We start from the raw sequence: 21,571 nt of genomic DNA on the forward strand, positions 1-21,571 counted from the left end.
GCCATAGGAACTGCTCGATGATCTTTAACTGTGATTGAAACTTCATTCCATGAAATAGTAAGCTCAGGTTCTTCTATATTGGTATGGCTAGCATGTTTAGGTACTTCTTTTTTAGTAACTTCGGCAAAGATGGAAACATCCTTTTTGTTTGATACTTCCAGTTCTGTTATTTTGCGGTGCCAATAATAATAAGCAAACCTAGATAGATTATTTTCTTCGCACCAGTAAGCGACTTTTTGATTGCTGCGTTTACAGTTATCAATTCTGGTCTTCCACAAAGCAATGGAATCTTTTGTTTTCATAATCTTTTCCTCCTTGTCTTCAAGGAAGCATATCATTTTTGCTTATGTTTTGGTAGGACGCCTGCTTTTGAAGCACTTACCATTAAGGATTTACGTTTCCCTCTCTTGACAATTAGACCACTATAAAGTACTGTTGATGTATCATTTCTAACGTAGACTATAAGTGCAATAGGCAAGATGGAGTATGTTTTATTTGTTCGGATGTAATTTAGGTGAAGGATATACATTGGAAATGAAAACTAAATTTTAGTGAGGGGTTCAACTATGAAATATAAAATAATATTTGCAGCAGTAATTGTGATAGCATTAACCTTAATAACAATGTATGCGGTTAGCCAAAAACAATCGAAAATCGAAAAAATGAAAGAGGCAATTCAGCCAGAAGAAGAATTGATTAATATAAAAGATTCTAAAATAATTGCAAAAATAGGAATGAGAGAAGTTAAAGAAAATGAACTTGAGATGGTCAAATTATCTTATGGCTTAGCAGGTATTAAGCTAACAAATGATGAGGCGTTAAATAAACTTATTCGAAATGAGGTCTTATTTCAAACGGCTATAAAAAGTGGTCTTAGTGTTTCGGATGAAGAATTAGAAAAGCATTACAATGATGTAGTAAGCGGTCTGGAAAATAGTCCTGAAACAAAAGAATTCTTTGATGAGCTATTAAATAAACTAGATATGAATATGGATGAGTACTTTGAGTATTCAAGGGAAACTACCATGAGAGATTTAGTTATTTCTAAGCTAAAGATGACGGTTATGATGAACTATAAGGAAAATAAAAATCAAACATATGAAGCATACTGGAATGAATATGTGGAAGATTTAATAAGGAAAACATCTAATGGTTAAAGGGTCAAAACTAAGTTTCACTAAATTCACATATCATATATAGATTACGTTAATGCATTCGTAACTATATATGGTATGCAAAAGTTCAACTATATAGTTTTGACGCCTTAACCATCTAATTAAAACACAATGTGACTTATGAAGACTCGATTCATAGTCTACATCTAAATAACTTTCCTTAGATTTAAGAGGACCTTGACAAAAGCCGGCGTGGTGATACAATAATAAGGTAAAATACTAAATAAGCTAGCGGAGGTACAAGACATGTTATGGCAAGATAGATTTTCACTTGGAATACCTGTTATAGACGGACAACATAAGCAATTGGTGGATCTGGTTGAAGAAGTCAAAGGGCTCATTCATGACGCTGAAGATGGTGTGGACTGTTACGATGATATCACCTATGTACTAGAAAGCTTAAAAGATTATACAATTTCTCACTTTGCAGAAGAAGAAGCCATGATGGAAGCACATGGTTATAATAAATTAAACGCCCATAAAATGGAGCATGCAGCTTTTGTAGCTAAAGTACAAGATTTTTTGAGTAAAGACATTGACTTTGAACAGTTGTCTGTACTTGAAGACGTGGTAACCTTTCTTCTAGATTGGATTGTCGAGCACATCTTAGTAACTGATAGTCAATATGTTGGTGTTGTTAAGTAAACAGAAGGGCTCATATCGGGCCCTTTTTTTTTGGTTTTTTTTGTTAAATACGACCATTGGTTAAAGGGTCAAAACTAAGTTTCACTAAATTTACATACAATATATAGATTACGTTGATGCATTCATAACTATATATTGTATGCAAAAGTTCAACTATATAGTTTTGACACCTTAACCATCACTAGACAATAAGATTAAGAAGGTATGTTGAAAACAAAGAGATTATTGTGGTACTATGATTAAGAATGAAGAAGGTTTTCCAGATTACTCGGTAAACACCTTGACAAAGGAGAAAGTGATATGAACATCATTAATGCAAAATTCAGCCCAACTGCGATAGAAAAAGCATTTATACAACGTTCAGAATTACTTGGAAAAATGACAAGAGACAAAGATAAGAATGTGATATTTGTGACCGCGCCAGCAGGTTATGGTAAAACAACATTACTATCTCAATTCAACCATATGACCGATGAAAAAGTGATGTGGTATCATTTGGATGTGTTTGATAATGAGATTGTAACCTTTATGACCTATTTATCAGAAGGTATTGCAAGATGTCTTGGTAAACATCAAGAGGATATTATACCTTTTTTGAACGAAAGGATAAATCAAGGCGATATCAAAGGGCTGGTTGCAGATTTGTTAAATTACTTATCACAAAAGTCTCAGGATCATCTATGTATTATTTTTGATGATTTTCACTATCTTACAAAGGACCTTATTCATGAATGTATAGCTATTTTTATTAAATATATGCCATCTAATATACGCCTTATTATTGCATCAAGGACCCAACCGACACTTGATATAGATTTTTTATTAACCAGTCATCGTTTTGCAGAAATTAATATTGATCAATTGAAGTTCTCAAAAGCTGAAGAAAACACCTTTATTGATAAAATTAAACCTAACCATCAAGATATTTACAATATAGAACTCATTAGGAAGAATAATGGGTGGCCTTTTGGGCTTAATCTCTTACAACATGCAATAAGTGAGAACCTTGTAAGTGGCTATGAGATTCAAGAACTTTACAAAAAATGCTTTGATAATATATTTGAAATGTTTGACGATCAAGAGTTTTTATGTTCCACTTGTCTCTTAGAGATATTAGATGTAGAAGCCTGTAACTATATTACCAATAGAACAGATGCCTATGACACGCTTATGAAAATGTCAAGAAAAGGGCTTTTTATTAGTAAAATTCATTCGGGTGTATTTAAATATCACGACTTGTTTAGAGATTATTTGCAAGAAAAAGTATTGAATAAGAAAGAAGTTTATGAAAAAATAAGTGCTTACTATATATATAGAAATAATATTCTAGAAGCCATCGATTATTTACTCTTATCAAGAGACTATGATAAGGCGGATGCACTGCTAAAAAAAGGCCAGTACATATATGTTTCTATAGCCTATTACTCGAAAATCTACCACTGGGAAAAGAAAATATCCATAAAAACAGCTTATCAATATGGGAGCTTTTCACTCATTAAAGCATTAATAGCCCTTAAGAATCTGGATGTAGAAAGTGGAAGACGCTTTATTGAAAATGCACGTACGCTTTTCTTGAATCAAAAGGAAGACGAAGGCTTATTAAAAGCGGATATTATCTGGGTGAAGGTGTTGCGTATGGAATTCAAGGCAGATGAAGCTTACGCCCTTGCCAATAGAATCTATAAAAAAATACAAGATCGACCATTAGATGAAAAGATGGATATTTTAAGTGAAAAATTATATATCAGTTCCTTTTTAAGCAGGGTAGATGAAGAATTTATTGCATTAAAAAATGAAATATTAGGGATTGACGAAAAGGATATTAAAACTTCTGAGGTGCAAGCATTTGCGCTCTTAGAATATGCGGCGTATTTAATCGGAGAATATCGCACGGCTATGTCCATTCAAGCTAAATATCGTGACAAAATATCACCGCTCAACTCAATTATTTATACCATACGTATTTACATGGTTTGGGGACATCTGGAAGAAGGAAAAACCCATGTACTAAAAGAAATTGACAATGCCAAGCGATTTGGTTTAAATGCCAATTTGCCTGAGCTTTATGGTATTTTGGCAGAACTGGAATTTCATAATGGTGAATATGGCCATGCTGAAAAATATTTCAAAAAAACAATGGAGTGTTTTGAAGACAAAAACAATAATTTGTACCATTTAAGCACCTTTACCTATGCAACTATGTTGGCTTTTTTAGGACGTAAGGATGAAGCCTTAGAGATGGCAAGCAATTATTATCCCCGTATACCTAAAGATAACCATTTAGGTTATATGATGGTGGATATGATGTTATCTCAAATGTATTTAATTCTAAAGGATTATGACTTGGCGATTGAGTATGCTAAACGGGCAATGGTGCCTTCAGAAGCTTTTGGCACAAAACTCTATGTGGCAACCTTAAGTGCTGTTATTGCAACCGCCTATTTGGCTAAGGGTGATGAAAGAAATGTCCTTAAGTATGCACAAACAACGATGGACTTATCTGAAAGTGGTTATTACATTCAGGACTTTATGACTTTTTATGAATATTACAAGCCTTTGTATCATTTTTGTATACAAAACAACATACACAAAACTTTTATAGAAGAAATCAAAAATAGAGCAGGTCAAGGGTTAGTTGAGCAAGAAAAAAACGATTCAGAAAAACTATATGTTCGATTTTTCGGTGATAATATTGTAAAGGCAGGCGGAAAGCTTGTTCGTTGGCGAACGGTAAAAGCAAAACATATCTTTTACTATTTACTTTATCATAAAAAAACAGGTGTTACCAAGGACAAGCTTATGGATACGTTTTTTGAGCATTATGATTTAGATAAAGCCAATGGTAATATAAGGACCTCTCTTACCTATATTAGAAAAGCAATGCAAGATGTTGGGTTTGAAGACATCATATGGCAAGCCAATGGCCGCTATTTTATTAGTGATAAGTTCATTGCGACAGACTTGATGCGTTTTAGCCAATGCCTTGAAAGTATGAAAAACAGAGATGAAGATTTCATTTTATCAGCTAAAGCGTTAAGTGATCTTTATAAAGGTGCTTTTTGTGAAGATATTGATATCTATGAATTTAATCTGGATAAGGAAAAATATTATAATACGTTTCAAAGTGCAATATTAAAAGCAGTGTCATTGCTAGAGGAAAAGAAAGATTATAAAGAAGCCGTTAATTTTATAAATATTCTGATCCAACACCAAAACCACAATGAGAGCTATTACCAGAAAAAGGCGGATTTGTATAGTAAGATGGGTGATCAGTTTATGATGAAAAAAATGGACGAAGAATTATGGCATATAAAGGAAAAAACAACTTAGTTTATACATATATTTTGGGAAAACACATTCAATGAATGTGTTTTTTTTGTTAACAATTGGTTGATGAATTGTTAACAAGCATTGTTGTACCATAAATAATAAGAAAGACAATCAATAAAGGAAAGGAGGCAATTGGGAACATAGCTTTGGCATAGATTGAATAATATATTAGGAGGCGTAAGTGATGAAAGGATTTAAAAAAGGTGCAAAAAAATTCATAGCAATTGTATTATCATTAGCAATTAGTTTTCCGGCATTAACAATCAGTGTATCAGCTAAGACAGACATTGAGAACCATTGGGCAGGTAACACAATCAAAGAATGGATAGAGAAAGGTTTAGCCACTGGCTATGGAGATGGTTCGTTTAAACCGGACAACAGTATTACGAGAGCTGAATTCATGAACCTTGTTAACAATGCATTTGGCTATTCTGCAGAAGCAGAGATTCAATTTAGTGATGTTGCAGAAGGCGTTTGGTATTATAACGTCATTCAAAAAGCAGTTGCGGCAGGATATCTTGGGGGCTATCCTGATGGTACAATGCAACCGAATAAACTTATTTCAAGACAAGAAGCAGCCATTGTCATAGCAAAAGTTAAGGCATTGACGCCAAATACAGATGCTGTTATGAATTTTACAGATTCTAGTGAAATGGCATCATGGAGTAACGGATATATAGGTGCAGTTAGAGAAGCAGGATTAATGCGTGGTTATTCGGATGGTAGCTTCAAACCTACGGCGCAAATAAAACGAGCAGAGGCCATAGTTGCTCTTAATCATGCCATGAGAACCGTAATTTATGACAAAGCGGGGACATATGGTCCGGTAATTGGAGCCGAGAAAATTGAAGGCAATGTCGTTATTAAAGCAGACGGGGTTATACTACAAAACCTAATAATTACAGGAAGCTTGACCATTGATGAAGGGGTTGGACAAGGTGATGTTACTTTGAACAATATTGTTGTCAATGGAGAAACCTATATAAGAGCCGGCGGAAAAAACAGCATTCATATTAATGGTGGTCAGTATAATAGGATTATCATTCAAGAAACAGCCGGTGGTGCGGTTCGAATCGTAGCCATAGATGTAGAAGGTGCAGATATTGTAATTGCAGAGGAAGCGGCAGGCGAGACGATTATACTTGAAGGAAAGTTTGATAGTATTCTATTGCAAGCCAATCAAGTAGCGTTACAAACACAAGGCAACACTGAGATATTATCTATGACCGTATCAGAAGATATAAAAGACAGTACAATTCTTATTGGCGCAAATACAACAGTTACAAAGCTATCCATTGAGTCACCAATTAAAGTAAGAGGTGATGGTAGAATTATAGCTGTTGATGTAAAAGCGACGGGTGTTGTATTTGATAAAGCACCACTAGAAATCAATGTAACAGAAGGGATTCAACCACCTGTTGTTGAAAACACTTCAAATAATACGGGTGGAAGTAGTACACCTAGAACACAAACGATAACAGGTGTACTAACAGCCTCAGCAGGAGCACCGGATTTGTCAGTTGCTTCGATTCAATTGAAGCAATCAGGTGTCGATGTAGGATCCGTGATTCATCCGGCAGCAAATGGTACATATAGTATGAGTGGCGTTTTGGCAGGTGAGGACTACATCATTACCGCTCGTTTAGACGGTTATTATGACTTTGCAACGGCAGCCTTTACAGTGACGCAAGGCACCAACATCACAGGTAAGGAACTTCAAGTTGCAAGAAAAGAACCCATTATTACAACACAAAACTCAACAACCATAACAAAAGGTGTTAGCGGGGCAAGTATTGTCATTGACTTAACCTCAGGAGAAGATCATCCTGCACAGATCATAAACTTAGGTCATACATTTGCAGAGGATGCAACAGTGACGAACCCGGCTAACTGGACGGTATCGACGGGAACAACAGGATTAACACTTGAGTCTATTACTAGAAATTCAGATACCCAAGTTACACTTTCCTTTACAGGAGATGCGACCAATGCACGCTCTTTTAGTATTCAAGCAGATGCAGGAACGATAACAGGTTCTTATGCATTTGATAGTAATGTATTAACGTTTAGCGTAGTAGAAGACGATTTAATAATTGACGCCACTGGAGCTAAAGAAATATATTATGCAAAAAACATTGAAGTTGATGGACCTATGAAGGCGGTCGTAGTAATTGTACATGGTTTAGCAGAACATCTTGGCAGATATAATGAAATAACAGAAGCCTTAAACACCGCAGGCTATGGCGTATATAGGCTGGACAATAAAGGCCATGGAGAAACAGGCATTGCCAATGGGGATTCAGGTAATGTTGAAGCATTTGCAGAATACTATGAAGACATTGACATAATTGTAGAAATGGCTAAGGCAGACAATCCAGGCAAGCCAGTGTATATGTTAGGGCACAGTATGGGTGGCTTGCTTACAGCAGCATATGGCGTAACATATACAGATAAGCTGGCTGGACAAATTATATCTGGTGGCGCGACTGGACCATATTATATGGCTTTTGGTCTAGATGATGAAGCGTTTTATGCAGCAGTAGGAGGCGCTGAAGCCCTTGTAGCAAACAGCTTAACTAGTACTGTATGTAGATATCCTGCAATACAAGCATATTATTATGTTGATCCATTACGTCTAACATCTTACACAAGAAAACTTCAATGGGAAACCTTTGGAGCGGGATCAAAATATTTAGAAGATCAAATAATAGAAGGTAATTATACTTACCCAGTATTTATATTCCATGGAGGCGATGATCGAATTGTTTCCAAAGCATTTTCAGAAAACTTGTATAGTAACATTAGCTCTGTAGATAAAACACTAGAAATATATCAAGGACTTTATCATGAATCGCTCAATGAAAGAAATGAAAAGGCAACCGTCATGAGTGATATTATTGATTGGCTCAATGTAAGAGTTGACTAACTGATAAAGAATTAGATAATCTATAAAACCCCCTAGTAAGTTTACTGGGGGGTTTTATATGAGTGTACACAGTTTTATTGGTTATCCTTAAATAGTATTAACAAAGTATAGCCACTTTTTATATAAAAACCTAAAAAATATTGACAGGTCACCCGTGTCATGGTATGATTACACAGATAAAAGAAGAAGAGTATCCACTCTCACCTTAGAACTTCGTGTTACTTTGGTTCATATGAGTTATTAACTTGGCAGCGCCAAGTAGCTTATATATGTGGGTAGATCTAGGTCTAGCTTTTTTTATGTTTATTCTTGTAAAAAGCAGACTCAAACAAACAGTATACCATATGGAGGTGTCCGACTATTAGCGAACAAATGATTAATGAGCAAATCCGAGACAGAGAAGTACGTGTTATTGATGAAGATGGCGGTCAATTAGGCGTCATGACATCAAGAGAAGCGTTGAACATAGCCAAGGAAAAGAACCTTGACTTGGTAAAAATCGCGCCAAAGGCGAAACCGCCCGTTTGCAAGATTACAGATTACGGTAAATTCAAGTATGAGCAAACGAAAAAGGACAAAGAGGCACGTAAGAAACAAAACATTATAAGTCTTAAGGAGGTGCGACTATCTCCGAATATCGAGCAGCATGATATTAATACAAAGCAGAAAAATGCGATTAAGTTTTTATCAAAAGGTGACAAGTTAAAAGTTGCCGTTCGATTTAGAGGTAGAGAATTAGCACATACAGCTATTGGTAGAGATATCTTATTACAATTTGCAAAAGACTTGGCGGACATAGCGGATATCGAAAAATATCCCAAAATGGAAGGTCGTAGCATGGTTATGTTCATGACCCCCAAAAAAGATGTCAAGTAATTTATAAGGAGGATTAAACAATGCCAAAAATGAAAACACACCGTGGTGCAGCAAAAAGATTTAAAAAGACCGGTACAGGAAAAATTGTGAGACATAAAGCTTATACAAGCCATATTTTAACGAAAAAAAGTCCTAAGAGAAAAAGAAATCTAAGAAAAGCAACCATCATGTCCGCATCAAACGCAAAAGTAATCAAGAAATTATTACCATACTTATAATAGATCGTTAGGAGGTTTAAAACATGGCAAGAATTAAAGGCGCAATGCATACACATAAAAGACATAAAAGAGTATTAAAATTAGCTAAAGGATATAGAGGTGCAAAATCCAAGCAATTTAAAACCGCTAAGCAAGCAGTTATGAAGTCAGGTATGTACGCATACATCGGCAGAAAGCTTAGAAAAAGAGATTTTAGAAAACTATGGATTACAAGAATCAACGCAGCAGCGCGTATGAATGACATTAGCTATTCACAACTTATGCATGGATTGAAAGCTGCCGGCATAGAAGTCAATAGAAAAATGTTGGCGGAAATGGCTGTAAATGATGCTCCTGCATTTTCAAAACTTGTAGAAAAAGCAAAAGCAAACGTATAAGAATTATAGATGAAAAGCATAATAAAACAGCTCTCATTGAATCGAAATACAATTCAATGAGAGCTGTTTTATTATGTAAGTATTGATATAGGATTAGGATTTAATAATATAAAACTTGATGAATTTAATGGCTTTTGCAATGGCTTCAATGAAGCCGATAATAGCAATTAATAGGATAATAGCTCTAAATCCAATGATGGAAGTGTAATTAAGATAAAGCGTTACATCAAACACCATTCGTAAGAGTAAACCAGCACTTAAAACTTCAATCAATAAATCATAGAGAACCATTCTTTTTGTTTGAGTGCCATATAATAGATTGAAGATATGATAGATGATTTCTCCAAACCAAAGTAGACTCAGTGGTATTAAATAAATCTTAAACAAATCAATATTGAGATTATGGCCTAACAAACCGGATATACCAAAAGCATTCTCGGCAATTGTGGGTAAGAAGGGCATGGTATTGATAATTACAATGAAGATAAGGATAAAGAAAATGGAGACACCACTTTCGATTTTAGATTCTCCTTCAAGACCAATATGGATATCAGCCAGTTCTTTAGGGGTCCAGTCATCTTCTAGATCAATATCAAAATCCTTATTTAAACGCGTTAGTATAATGAAGCCAACTGCCACCCAACCTATGGCACTTAGACTGGCACCTAAGATCTGTGCAAGAGTTTGAGCAATCATTACTATGATTGTATTGGGAGTTAATTCCCCTTCAAATAAGCCAATAAGAAAAATAATTGTAAAAGCAATACTTAGGGCAAAGACGATGATTTTACTGATAAAGAAAAATAAGTCTGTGTAACCGCTACTGATAACAAGGTTATTATCTTTGTAACGATTGGCCACTTGACGCGGCGTACCATAAGCGGTAATGGCGGCCTCTAGTTCTTTCTGAGTTGGATTCTCACCATAAGTTGCTTCAATCTCATCAAGAAGGGAAGCATAAAGCTCTTTTTTTATGTCTTTACGGCTATTGTAAGGCAAGTATTTGCCGATTGCGTAGATGTATTGTTCTATAATTTTCATAATCAGACCTCCTCTAACATAGTGTTAATAATCGTATTCGTTTCTTGCCAATGAGCAGTTAAGTCACTTAGGACTTCAAGCCCTAGTTGGCTGATTTGATAATACTTTCTTGGTCGTGATTCCGTCGTGTCCCAGCTGCTGCTAAGTAATGCCTGTCTTTCAAGTCTTCTAAGAAGTGGGTACAAAGTGTTCTGCTCGATGTCAATACCGAGGCCTTGTAATGCTTGCACTAACGCGTAACCATAAGTAGATTCTTTTGTATTTATAAGGACACTTAACACCAATGTACCTCTTTTTAGTTCCCCAACGAGATTTGAAACAATAACGTCTTTTTGACTCATGTAATCACCAACTTTCTTACTGTTAATATAATTATACTGTATAACACACACTATTGTCAAGAAAAAAATACAGTATATAGTTTAAGATATACTGTATTTTAAATCATTTATGTTTATTAAGTTGAAAGTATAAGGCTACTAGGACCTTTCAATAAGACCAGCTAAGAATTGTCAATAAGTAAATTGAAAAATGTTTTTTGAACTTGTAGTAATAGAATCTCTTATTTTAATGTTAAGTGCTTTTTAATTCAGCTTTATATACTTTTTATATAAAGGTTGGTTAAAGGGTCAAAACTAAGTTTCACTAAATTCACATACCATATATAGATTACGTTGATGCATTCGTAACTATATATGGTATGTAAAAGTTCAACTATATAGTTTTGACGCCTTAACCAAGGTTACTTATAATAGAATAAAAGTTTTTTTTGATAATATAACTAAATTGACTCTTTTCATAAAGGCTAGAGTAAGGTATCATAGATTTTGACACCTTTGTTATAATATAAGTTATGAAGACAACCCATATTTGAGTAATAAAGTGACAACTTGGGTGGGAATGATAACGAATCATGACGAAGAAAAAGGAGCATACGTATGTGGATTCAAGTATTGATATATATCGCTATATTATTGGTGAAGATTGTAGAGGTTACCTTGGCTACCACGAGAATCGTTTTGATAACCCGTGGTGAAAGGCTAAAAGGCGCTTTTATTGGTTTTTTTGAGGTTTGTATCTGGGTTATATTGGTGTCAACTGTATTGAAGGATATATCCAGTGATCCGATTAAGGTTTTTGTTTATGCACTGGGCTTTGCACTGGGTAACTTCCTAGGTTCTGTTTTTGAAGAAAAGCTGGCCATTGGTACCACAAGGGTGGAAGTCATAGTCAAAGAAAGTGACGGAATCGAATTGATCAATAGAATAAGAGAACATGGTTATGCAGTAACCTCGATTTCAGGTGAGGGTATGTATAGTAAGAGAACTGTTTTGATTATGCACGTTAAAAGAAAGATGGCTACAAAACTAATTAGACTCATTCATCAGTATCAAGAGAATGCGGTTATAACCGTGAATGAAATTAAGCCGGTTTATGGTGGCTTTGGGACACTTAAAAAGTAATAAGATTATAATAAGGGTTAAAGGGTCAAAACTAAGTTTCACTAAATTCATATACCATATATAGATTACGTTAATGCATTCGTAACTATATATGGCATGCAAAAGTTCAACTATATAGTTTTGACGCCTTAACCAATAAGAAAATAGAAATAATAGGTGAAGAAAATGAGATATAAAGATTTTGAACCAGATATTGATAAATCAGCTTATGTGGCACCTAGTGCTGTGGTTATAGGACAAGTCATATTAAAAGAAGATGTGAACATATGGTTTGGTGCCGTGTTACGAGGCGATGTTAACAATATTTTTGTAGGTGAAGGGGCAAATATTCAGGACAATTCCACGGTTCATGTGGCAGAAGACGCCAGAACCCATATTGGTCGTCACGTCACCATTGGACATAACTGTGTAATTCATGGTTGCGTTATAGGCGATGAGACTTTAATCGGTATGGGTAGTACCCTACTGGATAACGCCGTTATTGGGAAGAACTGTATATTAGGTGCAGGCAGTCTTGTGACCATGGGCAAAGTATTTCCAGATGGGACATTAATTATGGGCTCTCCTGCTAAAGTCATTCGAAAACTTACGGAAGAAGAGATTTTAGGGCTAAAATCCCATGCGCTTGAATATGTGACACTATCAAAAGGTTATAAATAAGGACTTGTTTAAAGAATCAAAATTATATAGTTGAATTTTTCATACAAAAATATAGAAACTGTGTTTTGATACTTTAACCATTATAGAACAATACAAGAGAAGCACTTTTATTCATAGGGGGCTTAATGTATAATAAAAGCGGATATCTTAAGAGATAATGAATGGTGTCCAAAAATAATCAGAATTGGGGCATATGAATGAAGAACATTGGTATGTTTTATTTTACCGGAACCCAAAGCAGCTACTATGTTGCTAAGGAATTGAAAGAAGCCCTACTAAAAAAAGGGTACAATGTTAAAATGTTTAAGCTAGAAAAGGCTTTGAATAATACAGTTGAAGTGGATCCCAAACGATTTGACATGTTGGGATTTGTGCTTCCGATTTATGGCTTTGGATCACCTAGAATCGCCAAGATGTACGTCGATGCTTTACCAAGAAACAACGCTAAGGTTTTTATCATCCGTACAGGATCTAGCAATGGTTGGATTAATAAAAGTGCTTCTATCAGCCTGATACATCAACTTAGAAAAAAATGGTATGATGTCTTTTATGACCGTATTTTGATTATATCCTCGAATTGGTTGCTGGACATGGAAGAAGATGTTGTTAAGCGCTTGTATGAAGTGACAAGAGATAAAAAGATTCCTCATATTGTAAAGGAAATAATAGAAGAAACTAAGAGAAGACATCATAGGGATTTTCTTAGGGAAGTATTGGTAACGGTGCTTCATTTTTTTGAGGAGCAGATTGGCGCAAGGCTATTTGGTAGGTCTTTAAAGGCGAATAAGAACTGTATAAAATGCAGACTGTGTGAAAAAAGATGTCCAATTGGAAATGTAAGCTTTGAGTCAGGCGATTTTAGAGCCGGTTGGCAGTGTATCTGGTGCATGAAGTGTGTTTATAGTTGTCCGGAAAACGCCATTCATTCCCGAGGTCTAGATATTGTCCAGTTCAAAAATGGCTTCAATTATAAATGGATTATTAATCGAAGATATAACCAAAAAAAATTAAATGTTAATAGGAAACTTTGGAAGTATATGGAAGATGTAGAAAAATAAATTTTAAAACGATGATAAAAAGACAAAAATAACTTGAGGTGATAGAATGATTTGGAACAAGCTAGCAACAAAGTATGACCGTCTCTGGGTGCAGAAATACTCTCTAGAGCCGACAAGAAGACAAGTAATGGTACTCATTGGTGGTTTTAATTTTCAGGAAGCGACAGTTTTAGACCTAGGCTGTGGTACAGGTCAATTGCTTGATGAGATTAGTCGTGTCTATCCGAGCTATAAGCTATATGGTATGGATAAGTCGGAAGAAATGCTTAAAGTAGCAAAAAGTAAGAAGATAAAAGCCAATTGGATTCATCATAACATTGATTCTGATCATATATATGAACTGGATGGCAAGACCTTTGATCTGATTATCTGTAGTCATTCTTTTCCCTACTATAAGAAAAAAGAACATGTTTTAAGTCAGGTGGAAAAGTATCTAAAGGAAGATGGCATCGCAATCTTTACCCAAGCCAGTATTAACAATCATTATGATAACTTTGTCATGAAGATGATAGAAAAAACAGCGGAAAGCGCAGCCTATTTATCTAAGGCGGCTTTCAAAAAACTGCTTTCCAGATATTTTACAATTACGTATACCTTTGCCGTACATGAAAAATGGTTTATGCCATCAATTTGTGGCTTTGTCATGAGGAAAAAACGATGAAAATCCTGCTCATACGACCCAAACCCCATAAAGAAACTATAGGTCTTCAAAGTGTCATGGTCTGCGAACCCTTGGAGCTCATGAGCTTGGCCGGTGTGCTTATGGAGCATGGTCATGAGGTTCGGATTCTGGATATGATCCTTGAGAAAAAGGGATTGGAAGACCATATAAGAAAGTTCATGCCTGATCTTGTGGGCATAACAGGTTATATCAGTCATATCAGTGTGATCAAAAACTATGCAAAAACCATCAAAGCAATCTCAAAAGAGATTCTTGTCGCTGTAGGTGGCGTCCATGCTACGGTCTGTCAGGAAGATTTTGTGGATGCACATATTGATAGAGTATGCACAAGCGCCGAGGAACTGTATCGCTATTGTGGTTGCAAGGCACCTTTTGATGCCCTTCCTTATCGAGATCTACCTAAAAGCTATATGGATAAATACTATTATCTGTTTCAAAACAAGTGTGCATTGATTAAAACATCCTATGGCTGTCCTTATCAATGTAATTTTTGTTTTTGCAAGGAAATAACAACCTATCATGCACGACCCATAGCACAAGTCATAAGGGAATTATTGACCATTAAGCAAGAGGAAGTCTATATTGTGGACGACGACTTTTTATTTGATGAAAAGCGCTTAATGACCTTTATAGAAGAAGTCAAACGACACAACATCAAAAAGCATTATCTGGTCTATGGACGGGCTGATTTTATAGCAAAAAACGATACCCTTATAGGTCAGCTTAAAGAGGTCGGGCTAAGTGCAGTCATTGTTGGTATTGAAGCGGCCAGTCAGGAAGAACTGGACAGTTACAATAAGAAAAGCCTTGTAACGGACAATGAAAAGGCTATAGCCATCCTACAAAAATATGATATTGAATGCTATGGTACGGTTATACTGGGCATCGACTGGGATAAAAGCCATTTTGATAACTTATATAATTTTATAAAAAAGACCGGTCTCATCTTTGTGAATCTACAGCCACTAACGCCCATGCCTGGAACTGGTATGCTAGAGGCTTTTACAGATCAGTTGATTATTCCTTATAAGGACCATGAAAAATGGGACATGGCCCATCTGGTTGTCAGGCCGACAGGGTTAAGCATCAGAAGCTATTACCTACAGATATTGAAGCTTTATTATAAGATTACAGTAACCCCAAGTCATATACACTATATGTTTAGGCGCTATGGTATAGCAACCACTATGAAGTTGTCCATAGGTGCCGGCAAGATTACTTGGCAATATCTGAAAAAAATCATGAAAGGTTAAAGTGAGATGAGAGTATTACTAATACGACCATGGGTCAATAAAAACATAACAACGGTAAAGAATTTCCTATTTGGAGAGCCTCTTGGCATTGAATGTGTCTCAACGGTCCTTAAAGAATTAGGCCATGAGGTCCTTTTACTGGACTGTATGATTGAAAAAAACGCATCCATAAAACAATACTTAAGCATATACAGACCGGATATGGTAGGCATCACCTCCCAGTGTACGGATGTAGAGAATGTTCTAAAAATAGCGGACATGGTAAAAAAATTCGATTCTAAGATCGTGGTAGCCGTTGGCGGTGTTCAAGCTACGTGTTTTCCGGATTCTTTTTTTAGTCCTCATGTAGACTATGTTTACAAATCCACCACCAGACAGAATCTTTCAGCTTTAATGAATGAGGTCGAAGGAACGAGGCCGGTTGGAGTAATTGAAGGCATCTATAGCAGAGCCTTGGATTTCATGAACGAAGGTGAATTCTGCTTCAATGAATATATCGTTCCGGACCGAGAAGTTACCAAGCGTTACAGAAAGCACTATCAATATATTGGTTTTCAGCCTTGTGCCATCGTACAAACGGCTTATGGATGCCGTAACAAATGTACATTTTGTGTGCGTTGGAAGCTTGAAGGCGATAGTCTCAGAGAAGTAAGCATCAAAGAGATTGTAGATCAGATTGAGGCTTTAGATGAACCTTATGTGATGATCTGCGACAACGATTTCTTAGTCCATGAAGACCGTTTGATAGAATTTTGCAATCTACTGGAAGCAAGAAAAATTAAGAAGAAATACATGTGCTATGGCAGTGTGAATTCTGTTTTAGAAAAGCCTGACTTAATGAAAAGCTTGGCCCAAAGCGGTATTATGGCGGTGATCATCGGCTATGAAGCTTTTGATGACAGCAGACTTGTAGAGTACAATAAGCAAGCCACAACGGATCAGAACGAAAAGGTCACTCGAATACTACAAGATAGCGGCATCGCCTGTTGGGGTTCCTTTATTATACATCCCGATTGGGAGAAAAAGGATTTTAAACGTCTCTTAGCCTATATTAAAAGGTTGCGTCCGGAATTAATTACCTTCTCACCACTGGTGCCTCATCCATTGACACCCTTGTATGATCAATACGAGGACCGCCTCATCTATCCAAAAGAAGATTATGATAAGTGGAATTTTGGTGATGTCTTAATCTATCCTTCCAAGATGTCCCTAAAAGCCTACTACTTACAGGTCCTTAAGTTGGCTTTGGTGGTGAACTTTAATGCCTACTCCGTGGCGTATACAAGGAAAAACATTCCAACCAAAAATTCAATTAAGATGGTGCTGGGCTTTAAGAATCTTTTTGGTGTGTATGTTAAGAATATGCTGATACGTGGAAGAAAAAGACCGTGAAAGTATTATTGATTCGTCCTAAGGCACCCAATAAACTGAGCTTTACTAAAATACTAGATAATGAACCATTAGAGCTTGAATATCTGCACACCGGACTTGTAGCTGCAGGCTATGTGGACTATATCTATGATGGTTTTATTGAGAAGACCTCCATAGAAGCCACGATAAAAAGGGAAAAACCGGACATTGTGGCAATCAGTGGCTACATTACTCAAGAAAACCTTATGAAAACTTACTGTACGAAAGCCAAAAAAATCAACCACCAGATTATAACGGTGATTGGTGGTGTACATGCTCAGCTTAATCCTCATAGATTTTTTGATCAAGATGTGGATTATATCTGTCGTAGTGAATCCATCGATGCTTTTGTGACTTTAGTACAATGCCTTGAAGCAAATAATAAAGATGTCACAACTTTATCAAAAATCAATGGCTTGTGTTTTAAAGATGAAGGTAGTATGGATAATAATGGTGATGATTATGTTATGAACCCTATTAGACCTATTGACATTAACACCTTGCCCATACCGGATCGAAGCTTCTTTTATAAGAACAAGTCAGAATACCGCTACTTGGACCTGACAGAAGCAGGAACCATCAAGACTTCTTTTTCCTGTCCTTATACCTGTAATTTCTGTTATTGTACTTTACTAAACGGCAGTCGGTATCAAGAGCGGGACCTAGATCTGGTGATAAAGGAACTAAAAGACTTAGATTGTCAAAACGTTCAGATTGTAGATGATGATTTTCTGGTTAACAAAAAACGCCTATGGGATTTCATTGATTTAATTAAGACCCATAAGATTCATAAGACTTATACTTGCTATGGACGGGCGGATTTTATTGCAGACAACCCGGAGTTGATCCATGCTTTATCAGAAATCGGATTTAAGTATTTTCTTGTAGGACTTGAAGCGGTTACGGACAAAGAATTAGACAGCTATGGCAAGGGGAGTAATCTGGACCATAACAGTGCTTGTGTGAAAGTGATTCAAGAAACGGCTTCTCATTGTATTGGTCTTATGATTGCGCCCCTTGAAGCGACCGAAACTTATTTTGATGACCTATATGATTGGGTCGTTTTACATGATCTAAAATATGTCACCGTGTCGATTTTTACACCCATACCGGGAACCCCGCTTTATGAAACCTATAAAGACAAGATTACGTCTACAACTATAGAAGATTGGGATTTTCTGCATCTGGTACTGGACCCTATACATATGAGCCGACAAGCATTTTACAGAGCTTACTATCGACTCTTTATCAGGCTCTATAAGATAGCCAAGAAAACAGGGATCTATGATTTCATGGATTTGGATTTTTATAGAAAGATGTTAAAAGCATATCTGACAGAAAAAATCAAAGGGGGCTAATATGAAAATCTTGTTTATACAATCCACCCCTTATCATAATCGGGACCGGTTGGTGAAAAAAAGCAGACTTTATTTCGTAGGTCTGGCACCGGCCATACTCTCGGCTTTGTGTCCACCGGACGTTGAATTTGAAGTATGCCTTGAAACCATTGAAGCCGTGGACTTTGATACGGACGCCGACCTGATTGCCATATCCGGTATGGGTCACGCCATCGTCAGAAGCATTGATATCGCCAAAGCCTTCAAAGCAAGAGGCAAGACCGTTATCATGGGTGGCTATATGGTCAGTCTGATGCCGGAAGAAGCCGCCAAGTACTGTGACAGTGTGGTGATTGGGGATGCAGAGATCAGCTTCCCCGCATTAATTGAAGACTACAAGCAAGGCAGGCTGAAGCCCTTATATGATATGCCCCTTACGACCTTGACCTATCCAACACCGGACTATGGGTTGCTGACACAGAAAAAAATTGGTGATTTCTTACCGGTTCAAGCCGGAAGAGGCTGTCCCCACGCCTGTAGTTTTTGCAGTGTTTATTGCTTGTATAAGAACAAATACTATAAGCGTGATATAGAAGAAGTCATTCGGGATATTAAAGCGGTTAAGGCACTGGGCTATAAGAAGTTCTTATTGCTGGATGATAATATTTTCTCGGATACAGACTATCTACTGGACTTATGCAAGGCGATTAAAGACTTGAAGATGCAGTGGCTCTCTCAGTGCTCCATTAACATAGCCGACCATGCTCAGGTTCTACAAGCAGTAGCAGACAGCGGTTGTATTGCCTTGTCTTTTGGTATTGAGAGCATCACCCAAGAAAGCCTGGTACATATGAAGAAGGCTTGGGCCAAAGTCGATCGGTATGGTGAGCAGATCAGAAAGATTCAAAAAGCCGGTATTGATGTATCCACAGAGATGGTCATCGGTGCAGACGGGGACACCCTAGAGAGCATTAAAGCCACAGCTACATTTATTATCGACCAGAAAATAACGGTGCCCAGGTTCTACATACTAACACCGATACCGGGGACGCTGTTTTTTGATGAGATGGAAGCGGCAGGGCGCATTATTATTAAGGACATCTACAGCTATAACGGCACGATGGCCGTACATGAACCGATTCATATGTCTATGGACGCCTTAACAGAGGCTTACTGGGATCTGTATAGAGAAGTATTTGGTATCAGAGCCATTATCAAAAGAACCCTCATAAGGCCCCAGTTTTTCAAGCAACCTTTAAGGTCCTTGTTCTATCTGTATGTGAACCTCTATTACCGCCATCAGATCCATCAGGGCATCACACCAAATATTATATAAGCCAATGAATGAAGTCAGGAAGAAGCAGATGAAAATTAGAATCATCAAAGACCATGAAAAGAAATCCATCTATAAGCAGATGATCAAAAAAATATATAGCAAAGATCAGACCTTCAAAAATAACAAAGAAGGTCTATTTGCTTTGGTCTGTAATCCTAAAGGCGTTTTTTACAAGAAATCCAAACAAGTCATGATAACGGTCAGTGTAGAAAAAGACCTCCATTGTCAAGGGGTCTTGATATGTCATGAGCAACAACCGAAAGTCCTGTATTTGGCTTTCTTTGAAGCGATCATGGAAGCGAAGGAAAGTGTAGAACATCTTCTAAGTTATGCAGAAGCCTATGGAAAGACACTGGGTTGTGATAAGTTGGTCATCGGTATAGACGGTCACTGTAACAACGGATTGGGCTTTCTAACCATTGGTTCCGGGCATCCTTCTTTTGGTGAAGCTTATAATCCGGATTATTACGCTGAATTTTTTAAGACCTTTGAAGGTCATACCTTTGTCAGTTATAAAGACGAAGTACAAAGCATTGCCCCCAGGGTAGTACAACTGCGTAACAAACTGCATCTAAGGATGGCGCCCTATACTTTGGAAGCCGCTGATTTTTCAAGAAAAGGCCTTAGGACATCCTTGAAAAGATATACAGACTTGAACAATAACATTTTTACCGATCATAGTTATTATTTCAGAAGGGATTATGATGAAGATGTAGAACTTTTTAAGAGTATGATGCCTTTACTGGACCATAAGAATCTGCTTTTTGTAAAAAAAGACGGCAAGGACATTGGTTTCATCCTTTGGTATCCGGACTTTAATGAACTGGTCAAAAGCAGTAGGGGTGCGGGGATAGGTACTTTTCTCCAATACAGGTTGTTGAAAAGAAAACCAAAAACCATAAAAATTGTGGAAATCGGTGTCGAAACCAAGTACCGTGGCACACCGGCTATTTTTATTCTGTTTAATGGGGTTATGGAAGCGGTAGAAAAAGCATCACAACACCTCATATCCAGTTGGATTCATGGGGATAACAGTGCCTCAAGACAGATCACCTCAAGATTCGCTCAAAAACCATATAGGGAATATGTGACTTATGAGAAAAAAATATGAAGTAAGATGTTCATCACATCGTCCGGCAGATTGGGATAGGTATTGTGACAATGATTGGCTAAAAAAAGATACGCTTTATTTTGATGAAACATGGGAAGAAGGCTTTACTTATCACTTTCATCCGGAATTTGCTTGCTATACTTTTAAAAGAAAGATGAACCTATTTACGTTTGGAAAGTTCAAATTGCATGTACCCATCACCATGGTTGCCTTGCCTGTATCTATCGATGGGGAAGGCTATTTTGGTAACCTTGAAGCCTTGATCCATCACCTTCAAGAAGAAGGTGGGCTTCATCTGATATTGAATATAAGAACATTAGAAAAAATACCCCAAGGCATCCCTTATGGTAGAACCTTGGATACATGTATTTTTGATAACAATTATGAGGATTTTGAGACCTATGTGTCAGCCCTTAGAAGTCCTTATAGACGCAGACTGAGACAAGCCTTGAGGAGACTAGGAACCGTAAGAATTGAGAAGATTCATAATGAGACCTTTGATGATCAGCTATATGCTTTATATAAGGCAGTGCTTAACCAATCTAAGTATCCACTGGAGACCTTGCCCATAGAATTTTTCAAGACTTCAAAGGATGAGATTCATGTCTTTTACCATGATCAGAAGCCGGTCGCCTTTGTCATGGTAAAAGTAGAAAAAGATAGATTGTATTTC

Annotated in this window: 20 protein-coding genes; 17 read left to right on the forward strand and 3 right to left on the reverse strand. The window is 36.8% G+C overall.

The features are described 5' to 3' along the window. A partial coding sequence (tnpA, locus tag AC6F8J_RS04700) for an IS66 family insertion sequence element accessory protein TnpA (protein ID WP_500721399.1) occupies nt 1–302 on the reverse strand: 302 nt, incomplete at its 3' end. Nucleotides 303–566: 264 nt separating this feature from the next. On the opposite strand from tnpA, the gene AC6F8J_RS04705 reads away from it, so the two are divergent. The 7 genes from AC6F8J_RS04705 (at nt 567) to rplT (ending at nt 9,547) form a co-directional block, all read left to right on the forward strand. Beyond that, nucleotides 567–1,157: a SurA N-terminal domain-containing protein gene (locus tag AC6F8J_RS04705; protein ID WP_500721400.1), complete on the forward strand. Its 591-nt coding sequence runs from the start codon at nt 567–569 to the stop codon at nt 1,155–1,157. Nucleotides 1,158–1,421: 264 nt separating this feature from the next. Next, the gene (locus AC6F8J_RS04710; protein ID WP_500721401.1) at nt 1,422–1,820 is read left to right on the forward strand and encodes a bacteriohemerythrin; all 399 of its coding nucleotides are present in this window, start codon (nt 1,422–1,424) and stop codon (nt 1,818–1,820) included. 300 nt (nt 1,821–2,120) lie between these two features. Beyond that, complete coding sequence (locus AC6F8J_RS04715; RefSeq protein WP_500721402.1) at nt 2,121–5,150, forward strand: winged helix-turn-helix domain-containing protein; 3,030 nt, start codon at nt 2,121–2,123, stop codon at nt 5,148–5,150. A 184-nt stretch (nt 5,151–5,334) separates the two neighbouring features. After that, nucleotides 5,335–8,076: an alpha/beta fold hydrolase gene (locus AC6F8J_RS04720; protein WP_500721404.1), complete on the forward strand. Its 2,742-nt coding sequence runs from the start codon at nt 5,335–5,337 to the stop codon at nt 8,074–8,076. A 372-nt stretch (nt 8,077–8,448) separates the two neighbouring features. Beyond that, the gene (infC, locus tag AC6F8J_RS04725; RefSeq protein ID WP_275843200.1) at nt 8,449–8,952 is read left to right on the forward strand and encodes a translation initiation factor IF-3; all 504 of its coding nucleotides are present in this window, start codon (nt 8,449–8,451) and stop codon (nt 8,950–8,952) included. Between the two features lie 20 nt (nt 8,953–8,972). After that, nucleotides 8,973–9,170 (forward strand): 50S ribosomal protein L35, encoded by a 198-nt coding sequence (gene rpmI, locus AC6F8J_RS04730; RefSeq protein WP_125136195.1) that lies wholly within the window; start codon nt 8,973–8,975, stop codon nt 9,168–9,170. Nucleotides 9,171–9,193: 23 nt separating this feature from the next. Further along, on the forward strand, nt 9,194–9,547 hold the full coding sequence (rplT, locus tag AC6F8J_RS04735) for a 50S ribosomal protein L20 (protein ID WP_500721405.1): 354 nt from the start codon (nt 9,194–9,196) through the stop codon (nt 9,545–9,547). Between the two features lie 93 nt (nt 9,548–9,640). Here rplT and AC6F8J_RS04740 read toward each other — a convergent pair whose 3' ends face one another. Continuing rightward, nucleotides 9,641–10,588: a hypothetical protein gene (locus AC6F8J_RS04740; RefSeq protein WP_500721407.1), complete on the reverse strand. Its 948-nt coding sequence runs from the start codon at nt 10,586–10,588 to the stop codon at nt 9,641–9,643. Between the two features lie 2 nt (nt 10,589–10,590). After that, entirely contained in the window at nt 10,591–10,929 is a 339-nt protein-coding gene (locus tag AC6F8J_RS04745; RefSeq protein WP_500721408.1) for a helix-turn-helix transcriptional regulator, read from the reverse strand. A gap of 597 nt (nt 10,930–11,526) precedes the next feature. Between AC6F8J_RS04745 and AC6F8J_RS04750 the strand changes: the two genes are divergently transcribed. The 10 genes from AC6F8J_RS04750 to AC6F8J_RS04795 form a co-directional block, all read left to right on the forward strand. Then, entirely contained in the window at nt 11,527–12,051 is a 525-nt protein-coding gene (locus tag AC6F8J_RS04750; RefSeq protein WP_500721409.1) for a DUF5698 domain-containing protein, read from the forward strand. Between the two features lie 165 nt (nt 12,052–12,216). Further along, complete coding sequence (locus AC6F8J_RS04755; protein WP_500721411.1) at nt 12,217–12,711, forward strand: DapH/DapD/GlmU-related protein; 495 nt, start codon at nt 12,217–12,219, stop codon at nt 12,709–12,711. A gap of 197 nt (nt 12,712–12,908) precedes the next feature. After that, a complete protein-coding gene (locus tag AC6F8J_RS04760; protein WP_500721413.1) occupies nt 12,909–13,769 on the forward strand; it encodes an EFR1 family ferrodoxin in 861 nt (286 codons plus the stop codon). A gap of 46 nt (nt 13,770–13,815) precedes the next feature. Further along, nucleotides 13,816–14,430, forward strand: coding sequence for a methyltransferase domain-containing protein (locus AC6F8J_RS04765; protein WP_500721415.1), 615 nt, complete (start codon nt 13,816–13,818; stop codon nt 14,428–14,430). Continuing rightward, a complete protein-coding gene (locus AC6F8J_RS04770; protein WP_500721416.1) occupies nt 14,427–15,704 on the forward strand; it encodes a cobalamin-dependent protein in 1,278 nt (425 codons plus the stop codon). Before AC6F8J_RS04765 ends, AC6F8J_RS04770 begins: the two co-directional genes overlap by 4 nt. Nucleotides 15,705–15,710: 6 nt before the next feature. Further along, on the forward strand, nt 15,711–17,096 hold the full coding sequence (locus AC6F8J_RS04775) for a radical SAM protein (protein ID WP_500721417.1): 1,386 nt from the start codon (nt 15,711–15,713) through the stop codon (nt 17,094–17,096). Next, nucleotides 17,093–18,472: a cobalamin-dependent protein gene (locus AC6F8J_RS04780; RefSeq protein ID WP_500721418.1), complete on the forward strand. Its 1,380-nt coding sequence runs from the start codon at nt 17,093–17,095 to the stop codon at nt 18,470–18,472. Before AC6F8J_RS04775 ends, AC6F8J_RS04780 begins: the two co-directional genes overlap by 4 nt. 1 nt (nt 18,473) lies before the next feature. Next, complete coding sequence (locus tag AC6F8J_RS04785) at nt 18,474–19,787, forward strand: radical SAM protein (protein ID WP_500721420.1); 1,314 nt, start codon at nt 18,474–18,476, stop codon at nt 19,785–19,787. A 28-nt stretch (nt 19,788–19,815) separates the two neighbouring features. Further along, on the forward strand, nt 19,816–20,898 hold the full coding sequence (locus AC6F8J_RS04790; protein ID WP_500721422.1) for a hypothetical protein: 1,083 nt from the start codon (nt 19,816–19,818) through the stop codon (nt 20,896–20,898). After that, on the forward strand, nt 20,882–21,571 hold a 690-nt coding region (locus tag AC6F8J_RS04795), incomplete at its 3' end, for a hypothetical protein (protein ID WP_500721423.1). The genes AC6F8J_RS04790 and AC6F8J_RS04795, both read left to right, overlap by 17 nt.

This window comes from Petrocella sp. (assembly GCF_059865615.1).

Excerpts from the sequence above, each read along its gene's own strand:
- AC6F8J_RS04705 (WP_500721400.1), top strand. The coding sequence starts at position 567 with ATGAAATATAAAATAATATTTGCAGCAGTAATTGTGATAGCATTAACC.
- AC6F8J_RS04710 (WP_500721401.1), top strand. The coding sequence starts at position 1,422 with ATGTTATGGCAAGATAGATTTTCACTTGGAATACCTGTTATAGACGGA.
- AC6F8J_RS04715 (WP_500721402.1), top strand. The coding sequence starts at position 2,121 with ATGAACATCATTAATGCAAAATTCAGCCCAACTGCGATAGAAAAAGCA.
- AC6F8J_RS04720 (WP_500721404.1), top strand. The coding sequence starts at position 5,335 with ATGAAAGGATTTAAAAAAGGTGCAAAAAAATTCATAGCAATTGTATTA.
- infC (WP_275843200.1), top strand. The coding sequence starts at position 8,449 with ATGATTAATGAGCAAATCCGAGACAGAGAAGTACGTGTTATTGATGAA.
- rpmI (WP_125136195.1), top strand. The coding sequence starts at position 8,973 with ATGCCAAAAATGAAAACACACCGTGGTGCAGCAAAAAGATTTAAAAAG.
- rplT (WP_500721405.1), top strand. The coding sequence starts at position 9,194 with ATGGCAAGAATTAAAGGCGCAATGCATACACATAAAAGACATAAAAGA.
- AC6F8J_RS04740 (WP_500721407.1), bottom strand. The coding sequence starts at position 10,588 with ATGAAAATTATAGAACAATACATCTACGCAATCGGCAAATACTTGCCT.
- AC6F8J_RS04745 (WP_500721408.1), bottom strand. The coding sequence starts at position 10,929 with ATGAGTCAAAAAGACGTTATTGTTTCAAATCTCGTTGGGGAACTAAAA.
- AC6F8J_RS04750 (WP_500721409.1), top strand. The coding sequence starts at position 11,527 with ATGTGGATTCAAGTATTGATATATATCGCTATATTATTGGTGAAGATT.
- AC6F8J_RS04755 (WP_500721411.1), top strand. The coding sequence starts at position 12,217 with ATGAGATATAAAGATTTTGAACCAGATATTGATAAATCAGCTTATGTG.
- AC6F8J_RS04760 (WP_500721413.1), top strand. The coding sequence starts at position 12,909 with ATGAAGAACATTGGTATGTTTTATTTTACCGGAACCCAAAGCAGCTAC.
- AC6F8J_RS04765 (WP_500721415.1), top strand. The coding sequence starts at position 13,816 with ATGATTTGGAACAAGCTAGCAACAAAGTATGACCGTCTCTGGGTGCAG.
- AC6F8J_RS04770 (WP_500721416.1), top strand. The coding sequence starts at position 14,427 with ATGAAAATCCTGCTCATACGACCCAAACCCCATAAAGAAACTATAGGT.
- AC6F8J_RS04775 (WP_500721417.1), top strand. The coding sequence starts at position 15,711 with ATGAGAGTATTACTAATACGACCATGGGTCAATAAAAACATAACAACG.
- AC6F8J_RS04785 (WP_500721420.1), top strand. The coding sequence starts at position 18,474 with ATGAAAATCTTGTTTATACAATCCACCCCTTATCATAATCGGGACCGG.
- AC6F8J_RS04790 (WP_500721422.1), top strand. The coding sequence starts at position 19,816 with ATGAAAATTAGAATCATCAAAGACCATGAAAAGAAATCCATCTATAAG.